At 73.7% G+C, this 15,429-nt stretch carries 19 protein-coding genes and 1 tRNA gene; 9 read left to right on the forward strand and 11 right to left on the reverse strand.

All coding sequences use genetic code 11. From position 1 onward, the window contains the following. The 6 genes from CXY01_RS04640 to CXY01_RS04665 are packed head-to-tail and all read right to left on the reverse strand — an operon-like array spanning position 1 to position 3,946. Positions 1 to 342 carry a DUF2516 family protein gene (locus tag CXY01_RS04640; RefSeq protein ID WP_146925883.1) on the reverse strand — a complete coding sequence of 114 codons (342 nt, stop codon included), beginning with the start codon at positions 340 to 342 and terminating at the stop codon, positions 1 to 3. A 19-nt stretch (positions 343 to 361) separates the two neighbouring features. After that, the gene (locus CXY01_RS04645; RefSeq protein WP_146925884.1) at positions 362 to 781 is read right to left on the reverse strand and encodes a type II toxin-antitoxin system VapC family toxin; all 420 of its coding nucleotides are present in this window, start codon (positions 779 to 781) and stop codon (positions 362 to 364) included. 1 nt (position 782) lies between these two features. After that, complete coding sequence (locus CXY01_RS04650; protein ID WP_146925885.1) at positions 783 to 1,049, reverse strand: type II toxin-antitoxin system Phd/YefM family antitoxin; 267 nt, start codon at positions 1,047 to 1,049, stop codon at positions 783 to 785. Between the two features lie 34 nt (positions 1,050 to 1,083). Continuing rightward, the gene (locus CXY01_RS04655; protein ID WP_146925886.1) at positions 1,084 to 2,184 is read right to left on the reverse strand and encodes an FUSC family protein; all 1,101 of its coding nucleotides are present in this window, start codon (positions 2,182 to 2,184) and stop codon (positions 1,084 to 1,086) included. Further along, positions 2,181 to 3,368 (reverse strand): CAF17-like 4Fe-4S cluster assembly/insertion protein YgfZ, encoded by a 1,188-nt coding sequence (gene ygfZ / locus CXY01_RS04660; protein WP_146925887.1) that lies wholly within the window; start codon positions 3,366 to 3,368, stop codon positions 2,181 to 2,183. The genes CXY01_RS04655 and ygfZ overlap by 4 nt, the downstream gene beginning before the upstream one ends. Beyond that, positions 3,368 to 3,946: a heme-binding beta-barrel domain-containing protein gene (locus tag CXY01_RS04665; RefSeq protein ID WP_146925888.1), complete on the reverse strand. Its 579-nt coding sequence runs from the start codon at positions 3,944 to 3,946 to the stop codon at positions 3,368 to 3,370. The genes ygfZ and CXY01_RS04665 overlap by 1 nt, the downstream gene beginning before the upstream one ends. Positions 3,947 to 4,121: 175 nt before the next feature. On the opposite strand from CXY01_RS04665, the gene CXY01_RS04670 reads away from it, so the two are divergent. After that, a complete protein-coding gene (locus CXY01_RS04670) occupies positions 4,122 to 4,493 on the forward strand; it encodes a DsrE family protein (RefSeq protein ID WP_146925889.1) in 372 nt (123 codons plus the stop codon). A gap of 20 nt (positions 4,494 to 4,513) precedes the next feature. On the opposite strand, the gene CXY01_RS04675 is transcribed toward CXY01_RS04670, so the two are convergent. Then, positions 4,514 to 5,248, reverse strand: a complete 735-nt coding sequence (locus CXY01_RS04675; RefSeq protein WP_146925890.1) for a hypothetical protein — start codon at positions 5,246 to 5,248, stop codon at positions 4,514 to 4,516. 223 nt (positions 5,249 to 5,471) lie between these two features. On the opposite strand from CXY01_RS04675, the gene CXY01_RS04680 reads away from it, so the two are divergent. The 3 genes from CXY01_RS04680 to CXY01_RS04690 all read left to right on the forward strand — a co-directional run bounded on the left by CXY01_RS04680 (position 5,472) and on the right by CXY01_RS04690 (position 8,491). Next, a complete protein-coding gene (locus tag CXY01_RS04680; protein WP_056593539.1) occupies positions 5,472 to 6,200 on the forward strand; it encodes a winged helix-turn-helix transcriptional regulator in 729 nt (242 codons plus the stop codon). Positions 6,201 to 6,263: 63 nt separating this feature from the next. After that, positions 6,264 to 7,544, forward strand: coding sequence for a Na+/H+ antiporter NhaA (nhaA, locus tag CXY01_RS04685; protein ID WP_146925891.1), 1,281 nt, complete (start codon positions 6,264 to 6,266; stop codon positions 7,542 to 7,544). Positions 7,545 to 7,555: 11 nt separating this feature from the next. Then, positions 7,556 to 8,491 (forward strand): alpha/beta fold hydrolase, encoded by a 936-nt coding sequence (locus CXY01_RS04690; RefSeq protein ID WP_146925892.1) that lies wholly within the window; start codon positions 7,556 to 7,558, stop codon positions 8,489 to 8,491. Positions 8,492 to 8,495: 4 nt separating this feature from the next. Here the strand turns inward: CXY01_RS04690 and nth are convergent, their stop codons facing one another. Beyond that, entirely contained in the window at positions 8,496 to 9,227 is a 732-nt protein-coding gene (gene nth / locus CXY01_RS04695) for an endonuclease III (RefSeq protein WP_371862752.1), read from the reverse strand. 168 nt (positions 9,228 to 9,395) lie between these two features. Between nth and CXY01_RS04700 the strand changes: the two genes are divergently transcribed. Further along, positions 9,396 to 9,806, forward strand: coding sequence for a hypothetical protein (locus CXY01_RS04700; RefSeq protein WP_146925893.1), 411 nt, complete (start codon positions 9,396 to 9,398; stop codon positions 9,804 to 9,806). Between the two features lie 125 nt (positions 9,807 to 9,931). After that, positions 9,932 to 10,609 carry a Crp/Fnr family transcriptional regulator gene (locus CXY01_RS04705; protein ID WP_146925894.1) on the forward strand — a complete coding sequence of 226 codons (678 nt, stop codon included), beginning with the start codon at positions 9,932 to 9,934 and terminating at the stop codon, positions 10,607 to 10,609. Here the strand turns inward: CXY01_RS04705 and CXY01_RS04710 are convergent. Genes CXY01_RS04710 through CXY01_RS04720 form a run of 3 tightly spaced genes read right to left on the reverse strand, consistent with a single transcriptional unit; the run spans position 10,606 to position 11,591 of the window. Then, positions 10,606 to 11,100 (reverse strand): RidA family protein, encoded by a 495-nt coding sequence (locus tag CXY01_RS04710; protein ID WP_146925895.1) that lies wholly within the window; start codon positions 11,098 to 11,100, stop codon positions 10,606 to 10,608. The genes CXY01_RS04705 and CXY01_RS04710 overlap by 4 nt on opposite strands. Then, on the reverse strand, positions 11,100 to 11,258 hold the full coding sequence (gene sp36, locus CXY01_RS04715) for a Sp36 family protein (protein WP_146925896.1): 159 nt from the start codon (positions 11,256 to 11,258) through the stop codon (positions 11,100 to 11,102). Before sp36 ends, CXY01_RS04710 begins: the two co-directional genes overlap by 1 nt. A gap of 39 nt (positions 11,259 to 11,297) precedes the next feature. Further along, positions 11,298 to 11,591 carry a WhiB family transcriptional regulator gene (locus tag CXY01_RS04720; RefSeq protein ID WP_146925897.1) on the reverse strand — a complete coding sequence of 98 codons (294 nt, stop codon included), beginning with the start codon at positions 11,589 to 11,591 and terminating at the stop codon, positions 11,298 to 11,300. 234 nt (positions 11,592 to 11,825) lie between these two features. Between CXY01_RS04720 and CXY01_RS04725 the strand changes: the two genes are divergently transcribed. The 3 genes from CXY01_RS04725 to CXY01_RS04735 all read left to right on the forward strand — a co-directional run bounded on the left by CXY01_RS04725 (position 11,826) and on the right by CXY01_RS04735 (position 15,372). Next, the gene (locus CXY01_RS04725; RefSeq protein WP_146925898.1) at positions 11,826 to 14,300 is read left to right on the forward strand and encodes a transglycosylase domain-containing protein; all 2,475 of its coding nucleotides are present in this window, start codon (positions 11,826 to 11,828) and stop codon (positions 14,298 to 14,300) included. After that, a complete protein-coding gene (locus CXY01_RS04730) occupies positions 14,300 to 15,250 on the forward strand; it encodes a metallophosphoesterase (RefSeq protein WP_371862748.1) in 951 nt (316 codons plus the stop codon). Before CXY01_RS04725 ends, CXY01_RS04730 begins: the two co-directional genes overlap by 1 nt. Before the next feature lie 48 nt (positions 15,251 to 15,298). Next, positions 15,299 to 15,372, forward strand: a tRNA-Pro gene (locus CXY01_RS04735). Positions 15,373 to 15,429 lie beyond the last annotated feature (57 nt).

Consider the following 15,429-nt stretch of genomic DNA (forward strand, 5'->3'; position numbering starts at 1 on the left):
TCACCAGCCGCCGGAGGGGCCGCTCGGTCCGCGGGGTCCGCGGCGGCGGCCGGAGTACGGCGTCACGGCCGGCTTGACGTCCACGAGGTACACGATGGCGCCGACCGCGGCGAGCAGCGCGAGGAACGACGGGAGGTGCGGGACGCCGGGGATCGGGATGACGCTGAACGACACCGCCGTGGCGACGCCGACGATGGCACCCCAGAACCCCTTGGTCCGCTTCCCCGCCTGCGGGAACGCGTTCGCCGGCCGCCGGAGCAGGTCGATCAGAGCCCACAGGCTCAGCCCGAAGATGGCGATGTAGAAGACGAAGAAGATGACGACCTGCGCGCTCGCGATCACGGGGTGAGCCTACGAGACATCACGGGACCACGAGCAGGCCCTCGGCCCGTGCCGCGGCGGCGAGGTGCTCGTCCCAGGCGGCGACGACGAGGTCGGGCGACCGCAGCTGCAGGGCGGACGCGAGGTGCAGGGCGTCGGCGGCGCGCAGCGGGTGCCGGCCGACGAGCGCCGCGGCCGACGCCGTCACGACGTCCCGCAGCTCGAGCAGGTGCAGCCCGGGCCACAGCCGCTCCCACGCGGCGAGCGCGTCCGCGGCGGCGTCCTCGTCGAGCCGTCCCGCGCGCCTGCCCCCGGCGAGCACCGCGCGCACCTCCGCGTCCGCCAGCCGGGACGTGACCACGAGGTCGGCGCCGTCCCACAGGGCCGCCACCAGCACGGACCCGGGCTCGGCGACGCACAGCTTCACCAGCGCGCTGGTGTCGAGGTAGACGACCGCCATCTCAGCGCCGCAGCCGGCGGACCAGGTCGGAGACCCCGCCCTTGGCCGCCGCCGGGCCGCGCTCCGTGGACCGTGCGGCCGGCCGTGCCGTGGTGGCCGGCGTGAGCAGCCCGTCCCGCTCCAGGCGCGTCAGCAGGTCCGCGGCCTCGATGCCGCTCAGCCGGGCCACGGGGATCCCGCGCTCGGTAATCACCACGTCCTCGCCGGCGCGTGCGGCCTCGATCCACTGCCTGAGCTCCGCGCGCAAGGCGCTGACCGGGACGTCCACGCAGCGACCGTACCGAACCGGGCGGCTCCGCAGGTCAGATCTCCGGCAGGGACTCCCGGGCGTCCTGCGGGTCGACGCCGGCCGCCTCGAGCAGGTCGACGACGAGCGAGCGCTGCAGCAGCACCAGGCTCTGCACCTGCCAGTCGCGCGCGGCCAGCCGGAAGGGGTCCAGGGCGCCGGAGACCGCCAGGAGCAGCGTCCGGGCACGCTCCGGGTCCCGGCCCGCGCCGAGGGCCGCGGCGAGCTCGTCGACCGCCCGCGCGGTGGCCTCCACCTGCTCGGCGACCGTCGTCATGTCGTGCGTCTGCGCCTCGACGGCCGCGAGACACCGCCGTGCCAGCACGCGGGCGTTGCGCATCGCCCGATCGACCAGGACCGCGGTCGCGGCGTGCCGCGCCAGCTCCTCGCGGTGCTTGCGGATGGTCGGCGAGACGCGAGCCAGCTCGCCGGCGCTCGTCGCCGTCTCGGACCACTCGTCGAGCGCGGGCTGCGACGCCCGCCCGCGCACCAGCGCGTCCTCGACGTCGGCCGTCGACCCGGTCCGCAGACCGCGCGCCAGGATGCGGAGCACCCCCGCGAGGTCCTCCACCGCGGCCTGGGCCAGCATCCGGGTGTGCCGGCGCGGGTCGCGCGGGGTCAGCAGCGCGACCGCGAGCGCGACCGCCCCGCCGACGGCCGCGTCGATCCACCGGCCGACGGGTCCACCGGTCGCCGAGATCGCCGGCAGTCCCACGATGACCAGCGCCTGCACGCCCGCCTGCGTGGTGAGCATCTGCCCGCGGTCGATGAACCGCGCGATGATCGCCGCCAGGAACAGGACCACGGCCACCTGCCAGGCGCCGTTGCCGATGAGGTGGACCAGCAGGTCGCCCAGCGCCACCCCGATCGCCACGCCGACGGCCAGCTCCGCGACCCGCCGCACCGACCGGTCTGTGGTGAACCCCAGCGCGACCCAGGCGCTGACGGGCGCGAAGAACGGGTACGGGTGCCCGAACGCGTACCTGGCGATCGCGAACGCGATCGCCGCTGCGATCGACGCCTGCAGGATCGGGAACCACGCCGCCCGGACCCGTGCCAGCCCCTGCCGGACCCGCACCTCGACCACCACGCGAGGGCGGGAGTCGGGGCTGCTCACAGGCTCGGGTGCTGCCCCAGGCCGCGGGTCAGGGGTCCACGGGCGGCGGGCCGGTCGACGGACACCCCGTCACCCGGCACGATCTGCTCCTGCCCGGCCGCGACGGAACCGGCCTCGGACTCGACCACCAGCTCACCGTCGGCGGGCACCGAGCGCTTCACCACCGCCAGGGCGACCGGCCCCAGCTCGTGGTGGCGCGCGACCGTGGTGACGTGCCCGACCACCCGGCCCGGCTCCTGCGAGTCGGCGCCGCGGACCACGTCGTGCACCGCGGAACCGGGCTCGGGCAGCAGGTGCCCGGACCCGTCGAGGTGCAGCATCACGAGGCGGCGCGGCGGCCGGCCCAGGTTGTGCACGCGCGCCACGGACTCCTGCCCGCGGTAGCAGCCCTTGGTCAGGTGCACCGCGGTCCGCAGCCAGTCGAGCTCGTGCGGGATGGTCCGGTGGTCGGCCTCGTGGGACGCGCGCGGGCGCCACGCCTCGACGCGGGCGGCCTCGCTGGCCCAGGTCCCGACGAGCGGCCAGCCGGCGGCCTCCCGCGCGCGCACCTCGTCGACCAGCCGGTCGCGCGGGACCAGGACGAGCCGCCAGTCGCGGTCGGCGCCCGGGTGCTCGTCGTCGGCCGGCCCGTACCGGGTGCCGCCCGGCGCGGTGGTCGGCCACGGGTCCCGCCAGGTGATCGGCTCGTCGGGCGCGCCCTCCGCGTCGACCGGCTCGCCGATCGCGGCCCAGTCGTCCGTCGCGTCGACGATCTCGACGCGGAGCATGAACTTCATCCGGTTCAGCCACGCGGCCAGCCCGACCGGCGTCTCGGTGATCAGCCAGGTGGTCTCGCCGTCGTCGACGACCCCGGCCGCGTGCTCGACGTGACCCTGAGGGCTGAGCACCAGGAGCTCGGTCGAGGTCCGCGGCGGCAGCGCGGTCAGCTCCTGCGTGGTGATCGAGTGCAGCCACGTGAGGCGGTCGGGACCGGTGACGGTCACGACGCCCAGGTGGGACTGGTCCACCACGGCACCGCCGCGGGACAGCGCGCGCTGCTCCGCCGTCGGGTCGCCGTAGTGCCAGGCGACGCCGTCGTCGGGCCCCGCACCCCGGACCGCGCCGCGGCGGGCCAGCAGGGGACTCACGTGCCGCGGGGGCTCGCCGTGGGCAGCCGGCACCTCGACAGGGACGTCGGTGGTCATCAGGCCTCGTCGTCGGTGAGGGCCTCGACGCGCGCGAGGCGGCCGGAGGCGTAGGACTGCATGGGGTGACCGAACGCGGCGATGTCGTGCGCCCACATCAGCTCGCCGTTGACCAGGCCGTAGAGGCGCTTGCCGGCGCTGACGTCGGCCCCGGAGGCGGTGCGCACGATGGCGTCGCTGACCAGGTCGATGCGGCCCTTGCCCACCGCGCCGATGTAGACGGCGACGTGCCCGGACGGGTCGGCGACCAGGAGCTCGACGGCGTGCTGGTCCTCGGTCAGGCCCCAGTCGGCGGGCCGCTCGGGCGGGATGCGCCAGTAGCCGGACTCGGTCTGCCAGACCGGCGCCTCGGGCTCGTCCTCGAGCGCCGCCGTGCTGGTCGGCGCCACGACGAGCCGGACGGTCGAGGTGTAGGACAGGTACGGTCCGCCGTCGCTGGCGATCACGATCTCCTGCGTGAACGTCGCCTCGTCGATGCCGGGGTAGTCGACGACACCCTCACCGCGCCACGTACCCACCAGCCAGGCCAGCGGGTACACCTCAGGAGCGAGACCGTCGGGGTCGAGCACGAACGGCATGGAGCCTCCCAGCTTCAGTGCAAGACGTCAGCGCTGGCCCTTGTAGAGCCGGTACACGACGAAGACGGAGAACCAGCCGATCACCAGAGTCGCCGCGACCAGCAGGCCGATGAAGAAGATCTCGAGCCCAGTCATGCCGACGATCCTAACGAGCGGAGGCCCCTAACCTGTTCCGATGAGTCCCACGCCACGTCCCCTGGTGATCAAGACCACGTCCGGCACCGAGCGTCCGGAGGCCACCAACCAGGCGTTCACCGTGGCGGCGGCGGCTGTCGCGGCCGGTGCGGACGTCAGCCTGTGGCTCACGGGCGAGTCCGCGTGGTTCGCCCTGCCGGGGCGCGCGGCGGACCTGGTCCTCGAGCACGCCACCCCGCTGGGCGAGCTGCTGGAGGTGGTGCTCGAGGGTGGCCGCGTGACGGTGTGCACGCAGTGCGCCGCGCGCCGGGGAATCGGTCCGGAGCACGTGCTGCCGGGCGTGCGGATCGCCGGTGCGGCCGTGTTCGTGGAGGAGTCCCTGGCCGAACGGGCCCAGGCGCTCGTCTACTAGTCCGCTGCCCGGTCCGCGCCTCAGCCCACCAGCACCCGGCCGACGACGTACACGAGGATGCCCGTGACCGTGACGGGCAGCGTCACGGCCGCGAGCGACGGCCAGCGACGCTCGAGCGCGGGCAGCTGGTCGAAGAGCGCGTGCAGCGTGGCGACGAGCACCCCCACCGCGAGCCCGAGCAGGGCTCCCGCGAGCGGGTCGATCGCCGGGAGCAGCACCCCGCCGAGCGCACCGGCGCCGGCCGCTGCTCCCGCGGTGGCGAGCGCACCGACCCACGGCCGCAGGTGGAGCACGACCACGACGGAGCCGACGGCGAGCGCGAGGGCGCCGACGACGACGATCGGCTCACCACCGGGCGTCCGGCCGATGGCGACCCAGCCCGCCACGGCGACCGCGACGAGCGTGCCCGCGACCGTCCCGGACACCGACTCGACGAGCCGGGTGCGGCCGTCGCGGCGCAGGAGCTCGTTGACGAACGCCAGCAGGATCGCGGCCGCGAAGACGACCGGCAGGTACCGCAGGTAGGGCGGCGTCTCGGTGAGGTGGACGACGGCGACGGCCCCGACGCCGCCCAGCGCCACGACCGTGGCGGAGCCGGGCTTGAACGGGAGGCCCGCGAGCGCCGGCCAGCCGAGGGCCAGCAGCAGCGCGAGCACGGCCGCGGTGGCGCTCAGCGGCAGGCCGCCGAGGTACCCGGCGACGGCCACGGCGGCGGCGAGGACGGCCGTGACGACCGCCCTGGTGGCGAGCTGCATGGGTCCTCCTACCGTCCCGCGTCCGGGGTCACCGGGCACATGCGCACGCGAGCGGTCGGCAGGGAGGGGAGGAGCACGCCGCCGATTGTCGCATCCCGACGCGATCCGACCGGCGCAAACCCGTCCCCCGCCGTGGTCGCCCGTGCCATCACCCGACCCGTGGGCGCAGCCTGCTCGGGTCGCGCGGTACCGTTGCCCCCACTCGCACGCGGGGAGGTCCCAGGTGGCAGATCTGCTGCTGCTCACTCCAGCGTCCGGGGGCTCCGCCCAGGTGCTCCCGGCCCTCGGTCTGTTGTCCCACCGCGTCCGTGTGCTTCCCGTGGAACCGTCGGCTCTCGTGGACGCACCGGACGCGGACATCGTCGTGCTCGACGCCCGGCGTGACCTGGTCACCGCCCGGACCACCTGTCGGCTGCTGCGCGCCACCGGCCTGACCGTCCCGCTCATCCTGGTGCTCACCGAGGGCGGCCTCACGGTCGTCACGGCCGAGTGGGGCGCGGACGACATCATCCTGGAGACGGCCAACCCGGCCGAGGTGGAGACGCGGTTCCGGCTGGTCATGGAGCGCGCGGCCACCGCCGGGTACGACGACGCGCCGCAGGAGATCTCCTCCGGCGAGCTGACCATCGACGCCGGCGGCTACACGGCCCGGCTGCGCGGTCGGCCGCTCGACCTGACCTACAAGGAGTTCGAGCTCCTCAAGTACCTGGTTCAGCACCCGGGGCGCGTGTTCACGCGCGCCCAGCTGCTGCAGGAGGTCTGGGGCTACGACTACTACGGGGGCACCCGGACGGTCGACGTGCACGTGCGCCGCCTGCGCGCCAAGCTCGGGCCCGAGCACGAGCAGCTCATCGGCACGGTGCGCAACGTCGGCTACCGGTTCGACCCGCCGAAGGACCGCCGCGGCGCGGTGGACGGACGCAACGAGGTCCCGGAGCCCGCGGACGCGTAGCGTGTCCTCCGGTGAGCCGGGAAGCCTGGTCGGCAGTCCCGTCAGCCTGCCCGGAAGGTCACCATGTCGACGCCCACCAGCCGCCTGTTCTCGGCCCTGTCCCCCGGCTCCGAGCGCAACCTGCTCGACACCCTGCGCGGCGAGCGCGTCGGGGGCGCCCTGCTGCTCGCGGGCACGGTCGTCGCCCTCCTCTGGGCGAACGTCGCCCCGGCGTCGTACACCGCGGTCTCGGACACGGTCATCGGGCCCGCCGCCCTGCACCTCGACCTCACCGTGGCCGCGTGGGCGACCGACGGGCTGCTGGCGATCTTCTTCTTCGTCGTCGGGCTCGAGCTCAAGCGCGAGATCGTCGCCGGTGAGCTGCGCAACCTCAGCACGGCCGTGGTGCCGATCGTCGCGGCCGTCGGCGGCATGCTCGTCCCGGCCGCCTTCTACCTCGCCGTCAACCTGACCGCTCCCGACGGGAACGCGCGCGGGTGGGCGGTCCCGACCGCGACCGACATCGCGTTCGCGGTGGCCGTGCTCGCGATCGTCGGGCGGAGCCTGCCCAACGCGCTGCGCGCGTTCCTGCTGACCCTGGCAGTGGTCGACGACCTGCTCGCGATCATCGTCATCGGCGCCGTCTACACCGAGTCGGTCTCGTTGCCGTGGCTCGGTGTCGGCGCCGCGACGGTCGTGGTGTTCGCGCTCCTGATCCGGCGGGGATGGGCCAGCGGGTGGCTCCTGGTGCCGCTCGGCGTGATCGCGTGGGCGGCCGTGCACGCGTCCGGCGTCCACGCGACCATCGCCGGCGTCGCGCTCGGCCTCGTCGTCCCCGCCACGCCGGAAGCCACCCGGCGGGCCCTCCGGCTCGACGCGCTGCCGGAGGAGTCGCTCGCCGAGCGGTGGGAGCACGTGTGGCGGCCGCTCTCCGCCGGCTTCGCGGTGCCCGTCTTCGCGCTGTTCGCCGCGGGCGTGACCCTCAGCCTCGGCACCGTGCAGACCACGTTCGCGGACCCGGTGGCGCAGGGCGTCGCCCTCGGCCTGGTGGTGGGCAAGCCCCTCGGCATCCTCGGCGCCACGTGGCTGGTCGCCCGGTTCACGCGCGCCTCGCTCGCGCCCGGTCTCGGCTGGGCGGACGTCGGAGCCGTCGGTCTGCTCGGCGGGATCGGGTTCACCGTGTCCCTGCTGGTGGGCGAGCTGGCGTTCGGCGCAGGCAGCGTGCACGACGAGCACGTCGTGGTCTCGGTGCTCGCCGCGTCCCTCGTCGCGGCCGTCCTCGGCGGCGTCGCCCTGAACCAGCGCGACCGACATCACGCCCGCGTGGCGGGCGAGGCCTCACGCGAGGCGGACCAGACCGGGTAGGTTCGGCTCCGATGAGCACCGTCGACTCCGCCTCGCTCCTCATCGACGGCCCCTGGGAGCACCGGTACGTGGCCGCGAACGGCGCCCGGTTCCACGTGGCCGTCGCGGGCCCGGACGACCGCGACGCCCCCTTGGTCGTCCTCCTGCACGGCATCCCGCAGTTCTGGTGGGCGTGGCGCCACCAGCTGCCCGCGCTCGCCGAGGCGGGCTACCGCGTGGCCGCCATGGACGTGCGTGGCACCGGCGGCTCCGACAAGCCTCCGGTCGGGTACGACGTGCCGACGCTGGCAGCGGACGTCGCCGGCGTCATCCAGTCCCTCGGCGCCGCGGACGCGGTGATCGTCGGCAGCGGGACCGGCGGCGAGATCGCGTGGGCCATGGCCGGCCTGCAGCCCGACCGGGTCCGTGCGGTCGCCGCCCTGGCCGCGCCGCACCCGCTGGACACCCGCGGGCACCCCCGCGCGGCCGTCCGCCCGTCGGCGCTGCGGCGGCTGGCGTTCGTGCAGCTGCCGTCCTTCCCGGAGCAGGCGCTGATGGAGGGCGACCTGGTGGCCCGGATCTTGCGCGAGTGGGGCGGCGCACCGGGCTGGCTCGACGCCCGTGCCGAGGCGACCTACAGCTCCGCGGCGCGCGTGCCCTTCGCCGCCCACAGCCAGATGGAGCAGCTGCGCTGGATGGTCCGGTCCATGCCCCGTCCGGACGGCCGCCGGTACCACGCGGCTCTCCAGGAGCGCACCCGGCCGGTCCCCGTGCTGCAGGTGCACGGCGGCCGGGACGGGCTGCGTCCCGCGTCGCGGGCGGCACTGTCCAAGGACACGACTGCGCTGGTGGCCTCGCGCTACCAGTTCGAGCTGCTGCCGCAGGCCGGGCACTACCCCGCCGAGGAGGCCCCGGAGCGCGTGACCGACCTGCTGCTGACGTGGCTGGGCGAGATCGAGCCGCTCTGAGCCCTCAGGGCTTCACCATGGCCGCGGCCTTCACCGGGTCGATCTCCCCGATGCCCGCCGACGGGCACAGCGACGCGACCGGGCACGCCCCGCAGGCCGGCTTGCGCGCGAAGCACGTCCGGCGCCCGTGGAAGATCAGCCGGTGCGAGGCCATGGTCCAGTCCCGGCGCGGCAGCAGCGCGCCGAGCTCCTGCTCGACCACCAGCGGGTCGTCGCTCGTGGTGTAGCCGAGCCGCTTGGAGAGCCGCATGACGTGCGTGTCGGTGGTGATGCCGGGGATGCCGAACGCGTTGCCGAGCACCACGTTGGCCGTCTTGCGGCCCACGCCCGGGAGGGTCACCAGGTCCTTCAGCCGCCCCGGGACCTCGCCACCGAAGCGCTCGACGAGGGCCTGCGACAGCCCCATGACCGACCTGGTCTTCGCCCGGAAGAACCCGGTGGGCTTCAGGATCTCCTCGACCTCCTCGGGGTTCGCGGCCGCGAGCGCCGCGGCGTCCGGGTAGCGCGCGAAGAGGATCGGCGTCGTCAGGTTCACGCGGACGTCCGTGGTCTGGGCCGACAGCACGGTGGCGACCAGCAGCTCGAACGGGGACGTGAAGTCCAGCTCGCAGTGCGCGTCGGGGTAGCGCACCGCCAGGGCGCGGTCGACCCGGCGGGCGCGTCGCGTGCGCGCGAGCGGCGACTCGTCGCCCGGCACGCTGTCCGGAACGCTGTCTGCTGGGGTCACGGGTGGCAGCCTACGACGCGTCGCCCACACCCGTACGGGGTGCCTCTGACCTGCGGCGTTGCTCCCTTGGGGTGATCTGCGGGGCCAGCCGGGCCGGTCCGCTCAAGGTCGACCCGTACCGGGCCGAATCCACCCACGGCACCCGTTCGAGGTGCCCGTCCGAGGAGGACCTGCCCCATGACGTCACCCGTCGAGCAACGGGTCAACGATCTCCGCCTCGACCGGCGTGCGCTGCGCGCCGAGCGTGCTCGGGTCGCCTGGTGGCGCCGGCTCGTGCGCGCCCGCCTCGACCTGGCCGTCGCGCAGGCGGCCCGCCCGCAGACGCTGGGCGAGGAGATGGCCTTCCAGCTCCCGCTCGACGTGGGTCTCGACGTCCCGCGCCCCGCTGCCCTCGCCGCGGTGCTCGACGCGGGGACGGACGCGGTGGGGAGCCTGGGCGAGCTGAGGGCCCTCGACGAGCAGCTGTCGACCTACGCGGCCGGCGTGGACGACGCCCTCACGCGGGCCACCGACCGGCTCATCGCCCGCCTCGCGGCGGACCCCGGCGTCGTCGTCACCGGTCTGCGGGAGTCGCTGGGCCGCGGATGACACCCGCCATGGGGCAGACTGGGTGCGGATCACGTCGCTGACCAGCGTCCGGTCCGACCGACTCCGTCGTGAACGTTGCCGCCACCGGGCTGAACCGGGTGCGGCCAGAGAGGTGAGGTGTCCCCGTGGAGGACGACATCGTGCTGTCGGCGCCGCTGTTCGCCGGGCTCGACCCGGAGGCGTCCGAGACGCTCGTCGCGACGATGAAGCCGATCGAGATCGCGCGCGGCGACGCCCTGTTCCAGGAGGGTGAGCCGGGCGACCGGCTGTACGTGGTCCGCGAGGGCAAGATCAAGCTCGGCCGCCGCTCGAACGACGGCCGCGAGAACCTGCTGGCCGTCCTCGGGCCGGGCGAGATGTTCGGCGAGCTGAGCCTCTTCGACCCGGGCCCCCGCACGGCGACCGCGACCGTCGTCGCCGACGCCGTGGTGCTCGAGCTCGGGCACGGCGACCTGATCCGCTGGCTCCAGGACAAGCCGACCGTCGCGCAGCACCTGCTCCAGGCGCTGGCCCGTCGGCTGCGCCGCACCAACGAGGCGCTCGCGGACCTGGTGTTCTCGGACGTGCCCGGCCGCGTCGCCAAGGCGCTGCTGGACCTGTCGACCCGCTTCGGCGAGAAGGTCGACGAGGGGATCCGGGTCGCGCACGACCTCACGCAGGAGGAGCTCGCGCAGCTGGTCGGCGCGTCCCGGGAGACCGTGAACAAGGCCCTCGCCGACTTCGCCGCCCGCGGCTGGGTGCGCCGCGAGGGCCGCGCGGTCGTGCTCCTGGACGTCGAGCGCCTGGAGCGCAGGGCCCGCTAGGCGGTCTCGACGACGATCTCGACCTCGACCGGTGCGTCCATCGGCAGCACGGCCACGCCCACGGCCGAGCGCGCGTGCACGCCCGCGTCACCCAGGACGGCGTGCAGCAGCAGGCTGGCGCCGTTGACCACCGCGGGCTGACCGGTGAACGCCGGGTCGCTGGCCACGAAGCCGACGACCTTGGTGACGTGCACGATCCGGTCGAGCGCGTCGGCGCCCTGCGGTCCGCCCTCGGCGGCGACCACCGCGGCGACCGCGGCCAGCGCGTTCAGCGCGCAGGTCCGCGCGTACCCGGCCGCGTCGTCCGGCGTGACCAGCCCGTCGCCGACGCCCACCTTCCCGGTGGCCTGGAGCACACCCCCGACCAGCGGCAGCTGCCCGGACGTGTAGACGTAGGCGCCGGACCGGACTGCCGGCACGTACGCCGCCAGCGGAAGAGCCACCTCGGGCAGCTCGAGCCCCAGCTCGGCGAGCCGCGCTGCGGCACCCATCAGGACTCCTTGGGCCGCTTGAGGTAGGCCACGAGGCCGGCGTCGGGTCCCTGGATCACCTGGACGAGCTCCCAGCCGTCAGCGCCCCACTGGTCGAGGATCGCCTTCGTGGCGTGAATGATGAGCGGAATCGTCGCGTACTCCCACTGTGTGGCCATGGGGGTCACCTTAAAGCCCCGCGCCGCGTCGGAGCGCTCTCACAGAACCTCGACGACGTCCGTCCCCACGAGCTCGTTGCGCCAGGAGCGCACCTCGGGGCGCCGGCGGAGCAGGGCCCGGCGCTCACGCTCGGTCATCCCGCCCCAGACGCCGAAGTCCATCCGGTTGTCGAGCGCGTCGGCGAGGCAGGAGAGCCGCACGGGACAGCCGGTGCACACCGTGCGCGCCTCACGCTGGGCAGCGCCCTCGACGAAGAGCGCGTCGGGCGCGACCTTGCCCGTCCCGCACGCTGCGAGCGCTGTCCAGTGCGTGTCCTGCGCGACCGTGGTCACTCATGTCCTCCCGAGCACGCCGAGGGGGGCGTGCCGTGGCATCCGCACCCGAGTCCTGCCGGGAAACTACTGGTAGGAGCACCTTCCTGGCGAGACTCCGTTCGGGTCATTCCGTCAGATGGACGGATGACCGGGTCAGCGCCCGCCCAGCCCGATGTGCAGGTCCGGTGCAGGTCGGGGCGCCGCGAGCCCTTCCCGCGGGGTGCTGACAGGGCGTCCGACTACCCTGACGGCATGCCGAACCCTGCGCGCCAGCGCGGCCGACAGGTCAACGTCTTCCAGGCGATCGCCCTCCTGCTCACGTTCGCGCTCGTCGCGGGCGTGTCCGGGGTGCTCGCCGCCGGTCTCGTCCTGCCCGGGGTCGCTGTTGCCAACGGCGTGACGGACATGACCGTCACCGCCTTCGACGACCTGCCGACCGAGCTCGCGGAGACCGAGAAGGCGCTGCCCGAGAAGTCGGTCATCAAGGCGGCGGACGGCCGCCTGCTGGCGACGTTCTGGACGCAGAACCGGGTCGTGGTCCCGCTCGCGTCGATCTCGCCCCTGCTGCAGCAGGCCGTCATCGCGACGGAGGACAAGCGCTTCTACCAGCACGTGGGCGTCGACCCCACCGGCATGCTCCGCGCGTTCGTCAAGAACCAGACGGACGAGGACGGCGGCCAGGAGGGCGCCTCGACGCTCACGCAGCAGTACATCAAGAACGTCCTCATCGAGGAGGCGCTCAGCAAGGAGACCGAGGCCGAGAAGCTCGAGGCCCTCCAGGCGGCCCGCGGGGCGACCGGCACCGAGGGGTACGCGCGCAAGCTGCGCGAGGCCAAGCTCGCCATCGCCCTCGAGAAGCGGATGAGCAAGGAAGAGATCCTCGAGAAGTACCTGAACATCGCGCCGTTCGGGGCGTCGGTGTACGGGGCCGAGTCCGCTGCGCAGTACTACTTCAGCAAGCCCGCGCTCGACCTGAACTACATCGAGGCCGCGACCATCGCCGGGGTGACCCAGAGCCCCACCAAGTGGGACCCGGTGCTCAACCCCGAGGCCTCGCAGACGCGTCGGGACCGCGTGCTGAAGCTCATGAACGAGCAGGGCTTCATCACCGACGAGGAGTACGCCGCCGGCATCGCGACCCCCCTGCCGGACACCATGCGCATCACGCCGCTGAAGCAGGGCTGCGTCGCGGCCGGTGACGTCATCGCCGGCTCCGGCTACTTCTGCGACTTCGTCACCAAGGTCATCGCCAACGACGAGGCCTTCGGCGCCACGCGGGACGAGCGGGTCGGGCTCCTGTACAAGGGCGGTCTGACCATCACCACGACGCTGGACCCGAACCTGCAGACGCTGGCCGACACCGAGGTGAAGAACGGCATCCCGGTCGACGACCCGTCGGGTGTCGCCAGCGCGATCGTCACCGTGCAGCCGGGCACCGGCAAGATCCTGGCGATGGCGCAGAACCGGATCTACGCCGCGGCGGCGACGCCGGGGTCGCGTGAGGAGTCCGTCAACTTCAACACCGACGGCGCGTACGGCGGCTCGGGCGGGTTCGCCCCCGGCTCGACGTTCAAGCCGTTCACCCTGCTCGAGTGGCTCAAGCAGGGCCACAGCCTCAACGACCAGGTCAACGGCACCGAGCGCACGCTGAACGAGAACCAGTTCGTCACGTGCGGCCAGAAGGGCCCGAACGTGCCGTGGAAGGTCGGGAACTCCGAGCCCGGCTCCGGGATGATGTCGGTGGCCAACGCCACGCAGAACTCCGTGAACCTCGCCTACCTGACCATGGCCACGCAGCTCGACATGTGCAACATCATGAAGGGCGCCGAGGCGCTGGGCATGCACACGGCCAAGCCGAAGGCGGACGGCACGAGCTCGCCGTCGGTCAACCCCTCGAACGTCATCGGCACCGACTCCGTGGCGCCCCTCTCGATGGCCGCGGCCTTCGCGTCCTTCGCGTCGGGCGGCGTCTACTGCAAGCCGATCGCGATCACCAGCGTGCAGAACGCCGACGGCGCCGAGCTGCCGATCCCGCAGGCCAACTGCGCCCAGGCGATCGAGCCGAAGTACGCCAATACCATGAACTTCGCCCTGGGCAACGTGTGGAAGGGCACCGCCAAGTCGGTCGGCGCGCCGTCCTACCCGTCCGCCGGCAAGACGGGCACGACGACCCGCAACGAGGACACCTGGTTCGTCGGGTACACGCCGCTGCTGGCGACCGCGGTGTGGGTGGGCTTCTCGCAGGCGCCCACCCCGGTGCAGAACATGACCATCAACGGGAAGTTCGTCCGGTACACCTTCGGGTCCACCATCGCGGCACCGACCTGGAAGCGGTTCACCGACCAGGCCCTCGCCGGCGTCGAGAACCCCGGCTTCGGGGCTCCGGACGACAAGCTCGTCTTCGGCGAGCGGGTGCCCGTGCCGTCCGTCGTCGGCAGGTCGGAGGGTGACGCACGCGCGATCCTCCAGCAGGCCGGCTTCAGCTCCAGCATCGACCCGACCCAGGTGGGCTCGAACCTCCCCGCGGGGAACGTGGTGTCGCAGAGCTCGTCGGGCACCGCGACGCGCGGCACGACCATCGTCCTCACGCTGTCCAACGGTCAGGCGCCCGCCGGTCCGGCCCCCGGCCAGGGTCAGCCCGCTCCGGGCGGGCCGGGTGGCGGCGGCGGCGGCGGTGGCGACGGCGGTGGCCGCGGTAACGGCAACGGCAACAACGGCAACGGTTAGTGGGCATCTCGACGTCCGACGTCGCCCGCACGGCGGGAGCGGTCGCGCTCGCCGGCGCGGGCGCGCTCGCGTACGCCTCGCTGGTGGAGGTGCGCTGGTACACGCTGCGGCAGGTCACCGTGCCGGTGCTCCCGGCCGGCCAGGACCCGCTGCGCATCCTGCACCTGTCGGACCTGCACCTGACGCCCGGTCAGCGCCGGAAGGTCGACTGGGTCAAGGACCTGGCCTCGCTGGACCCGCACATGGTCGTCGACACGGGCGACAACTGGGCGCACCTCGAGGCGATGCCGGCGCTGCTGGAGGCCCTGGAGCCGCACCTCGCGGTGCCCGGGGCGTTCGTGCTCGGCTCCAACGACTACATCGCCCCGGCACCCAAGAACCCGGCCCGGTACCTCCTGCCGGACGCCCGGCGACGTCCTGCGCAGACCCCTCCGGAGCTGCCGTGGCGCGAGCTGACGTCCCGCTTCCGGTCGGCGGGCTGGATCGACCTGACCAACCGCCGGGACGTGCTCAAGGTCGACGGCCGGGTGCTGTCCCTGGTGGGCACGGACGACGCGCACCTGGACCGCGACCGGTTCCCCGACGCCGGTGACGCCGACGACGCGCGGACCGGCCCGACCCCCGTCGACCTGCACCTGGGCATCACGCATGCGCCCTACCGGCGGGTCCTCGACGCGATGCACGAGGACGACGTCGACCTGGCGATCGCCGGGCACACGCACGGCGGCCAGCTGGCCCTGCCGTTCTGGGGCGCCCTGGTGACCAACTGCGACCTCGACACCCGCCGGGCCAAGGGTCTGCACGGGTGGCCCGGCCCGCGCCCGGACCAGCCCGGGGGCGCCGGCTCGACCTGGATGCACGTGTCCGCAGGGCTCGGGACGTCGCCGTACGCCCCCGTGCGGTTCGCGTGCCGCCCCGAGGCGACGCTGCTCACACTCGTCGCGCCCTGATCCAGTTTCGTCCCACGCCCCGTCGTCGGCTATCCTTGCCAGGCTCCACGGGGTGTGGCGCAGCTTGGTAGCGCGCTTCGTTCGGGACGAAGAGGTCGTGGGTTCGAATCCCGCCACCCCGACAGACGAGAAAGGCCCCTGATCAGCAGATCTGCTGATCAGGGGCCTTTCTCGTGCGG

It is taken from the genome of Cellulomonas xylanilytica, assembly GCF_007989805.1.
In the GTDB taxonomy this organism is placed as follows: domain Bacteria; phylum Actinomycetota; class Actinomycetes; order Actinomycetales; family Cellulomonadaceae; genus Cellulomonas; species Cellulomonas xylanilytica.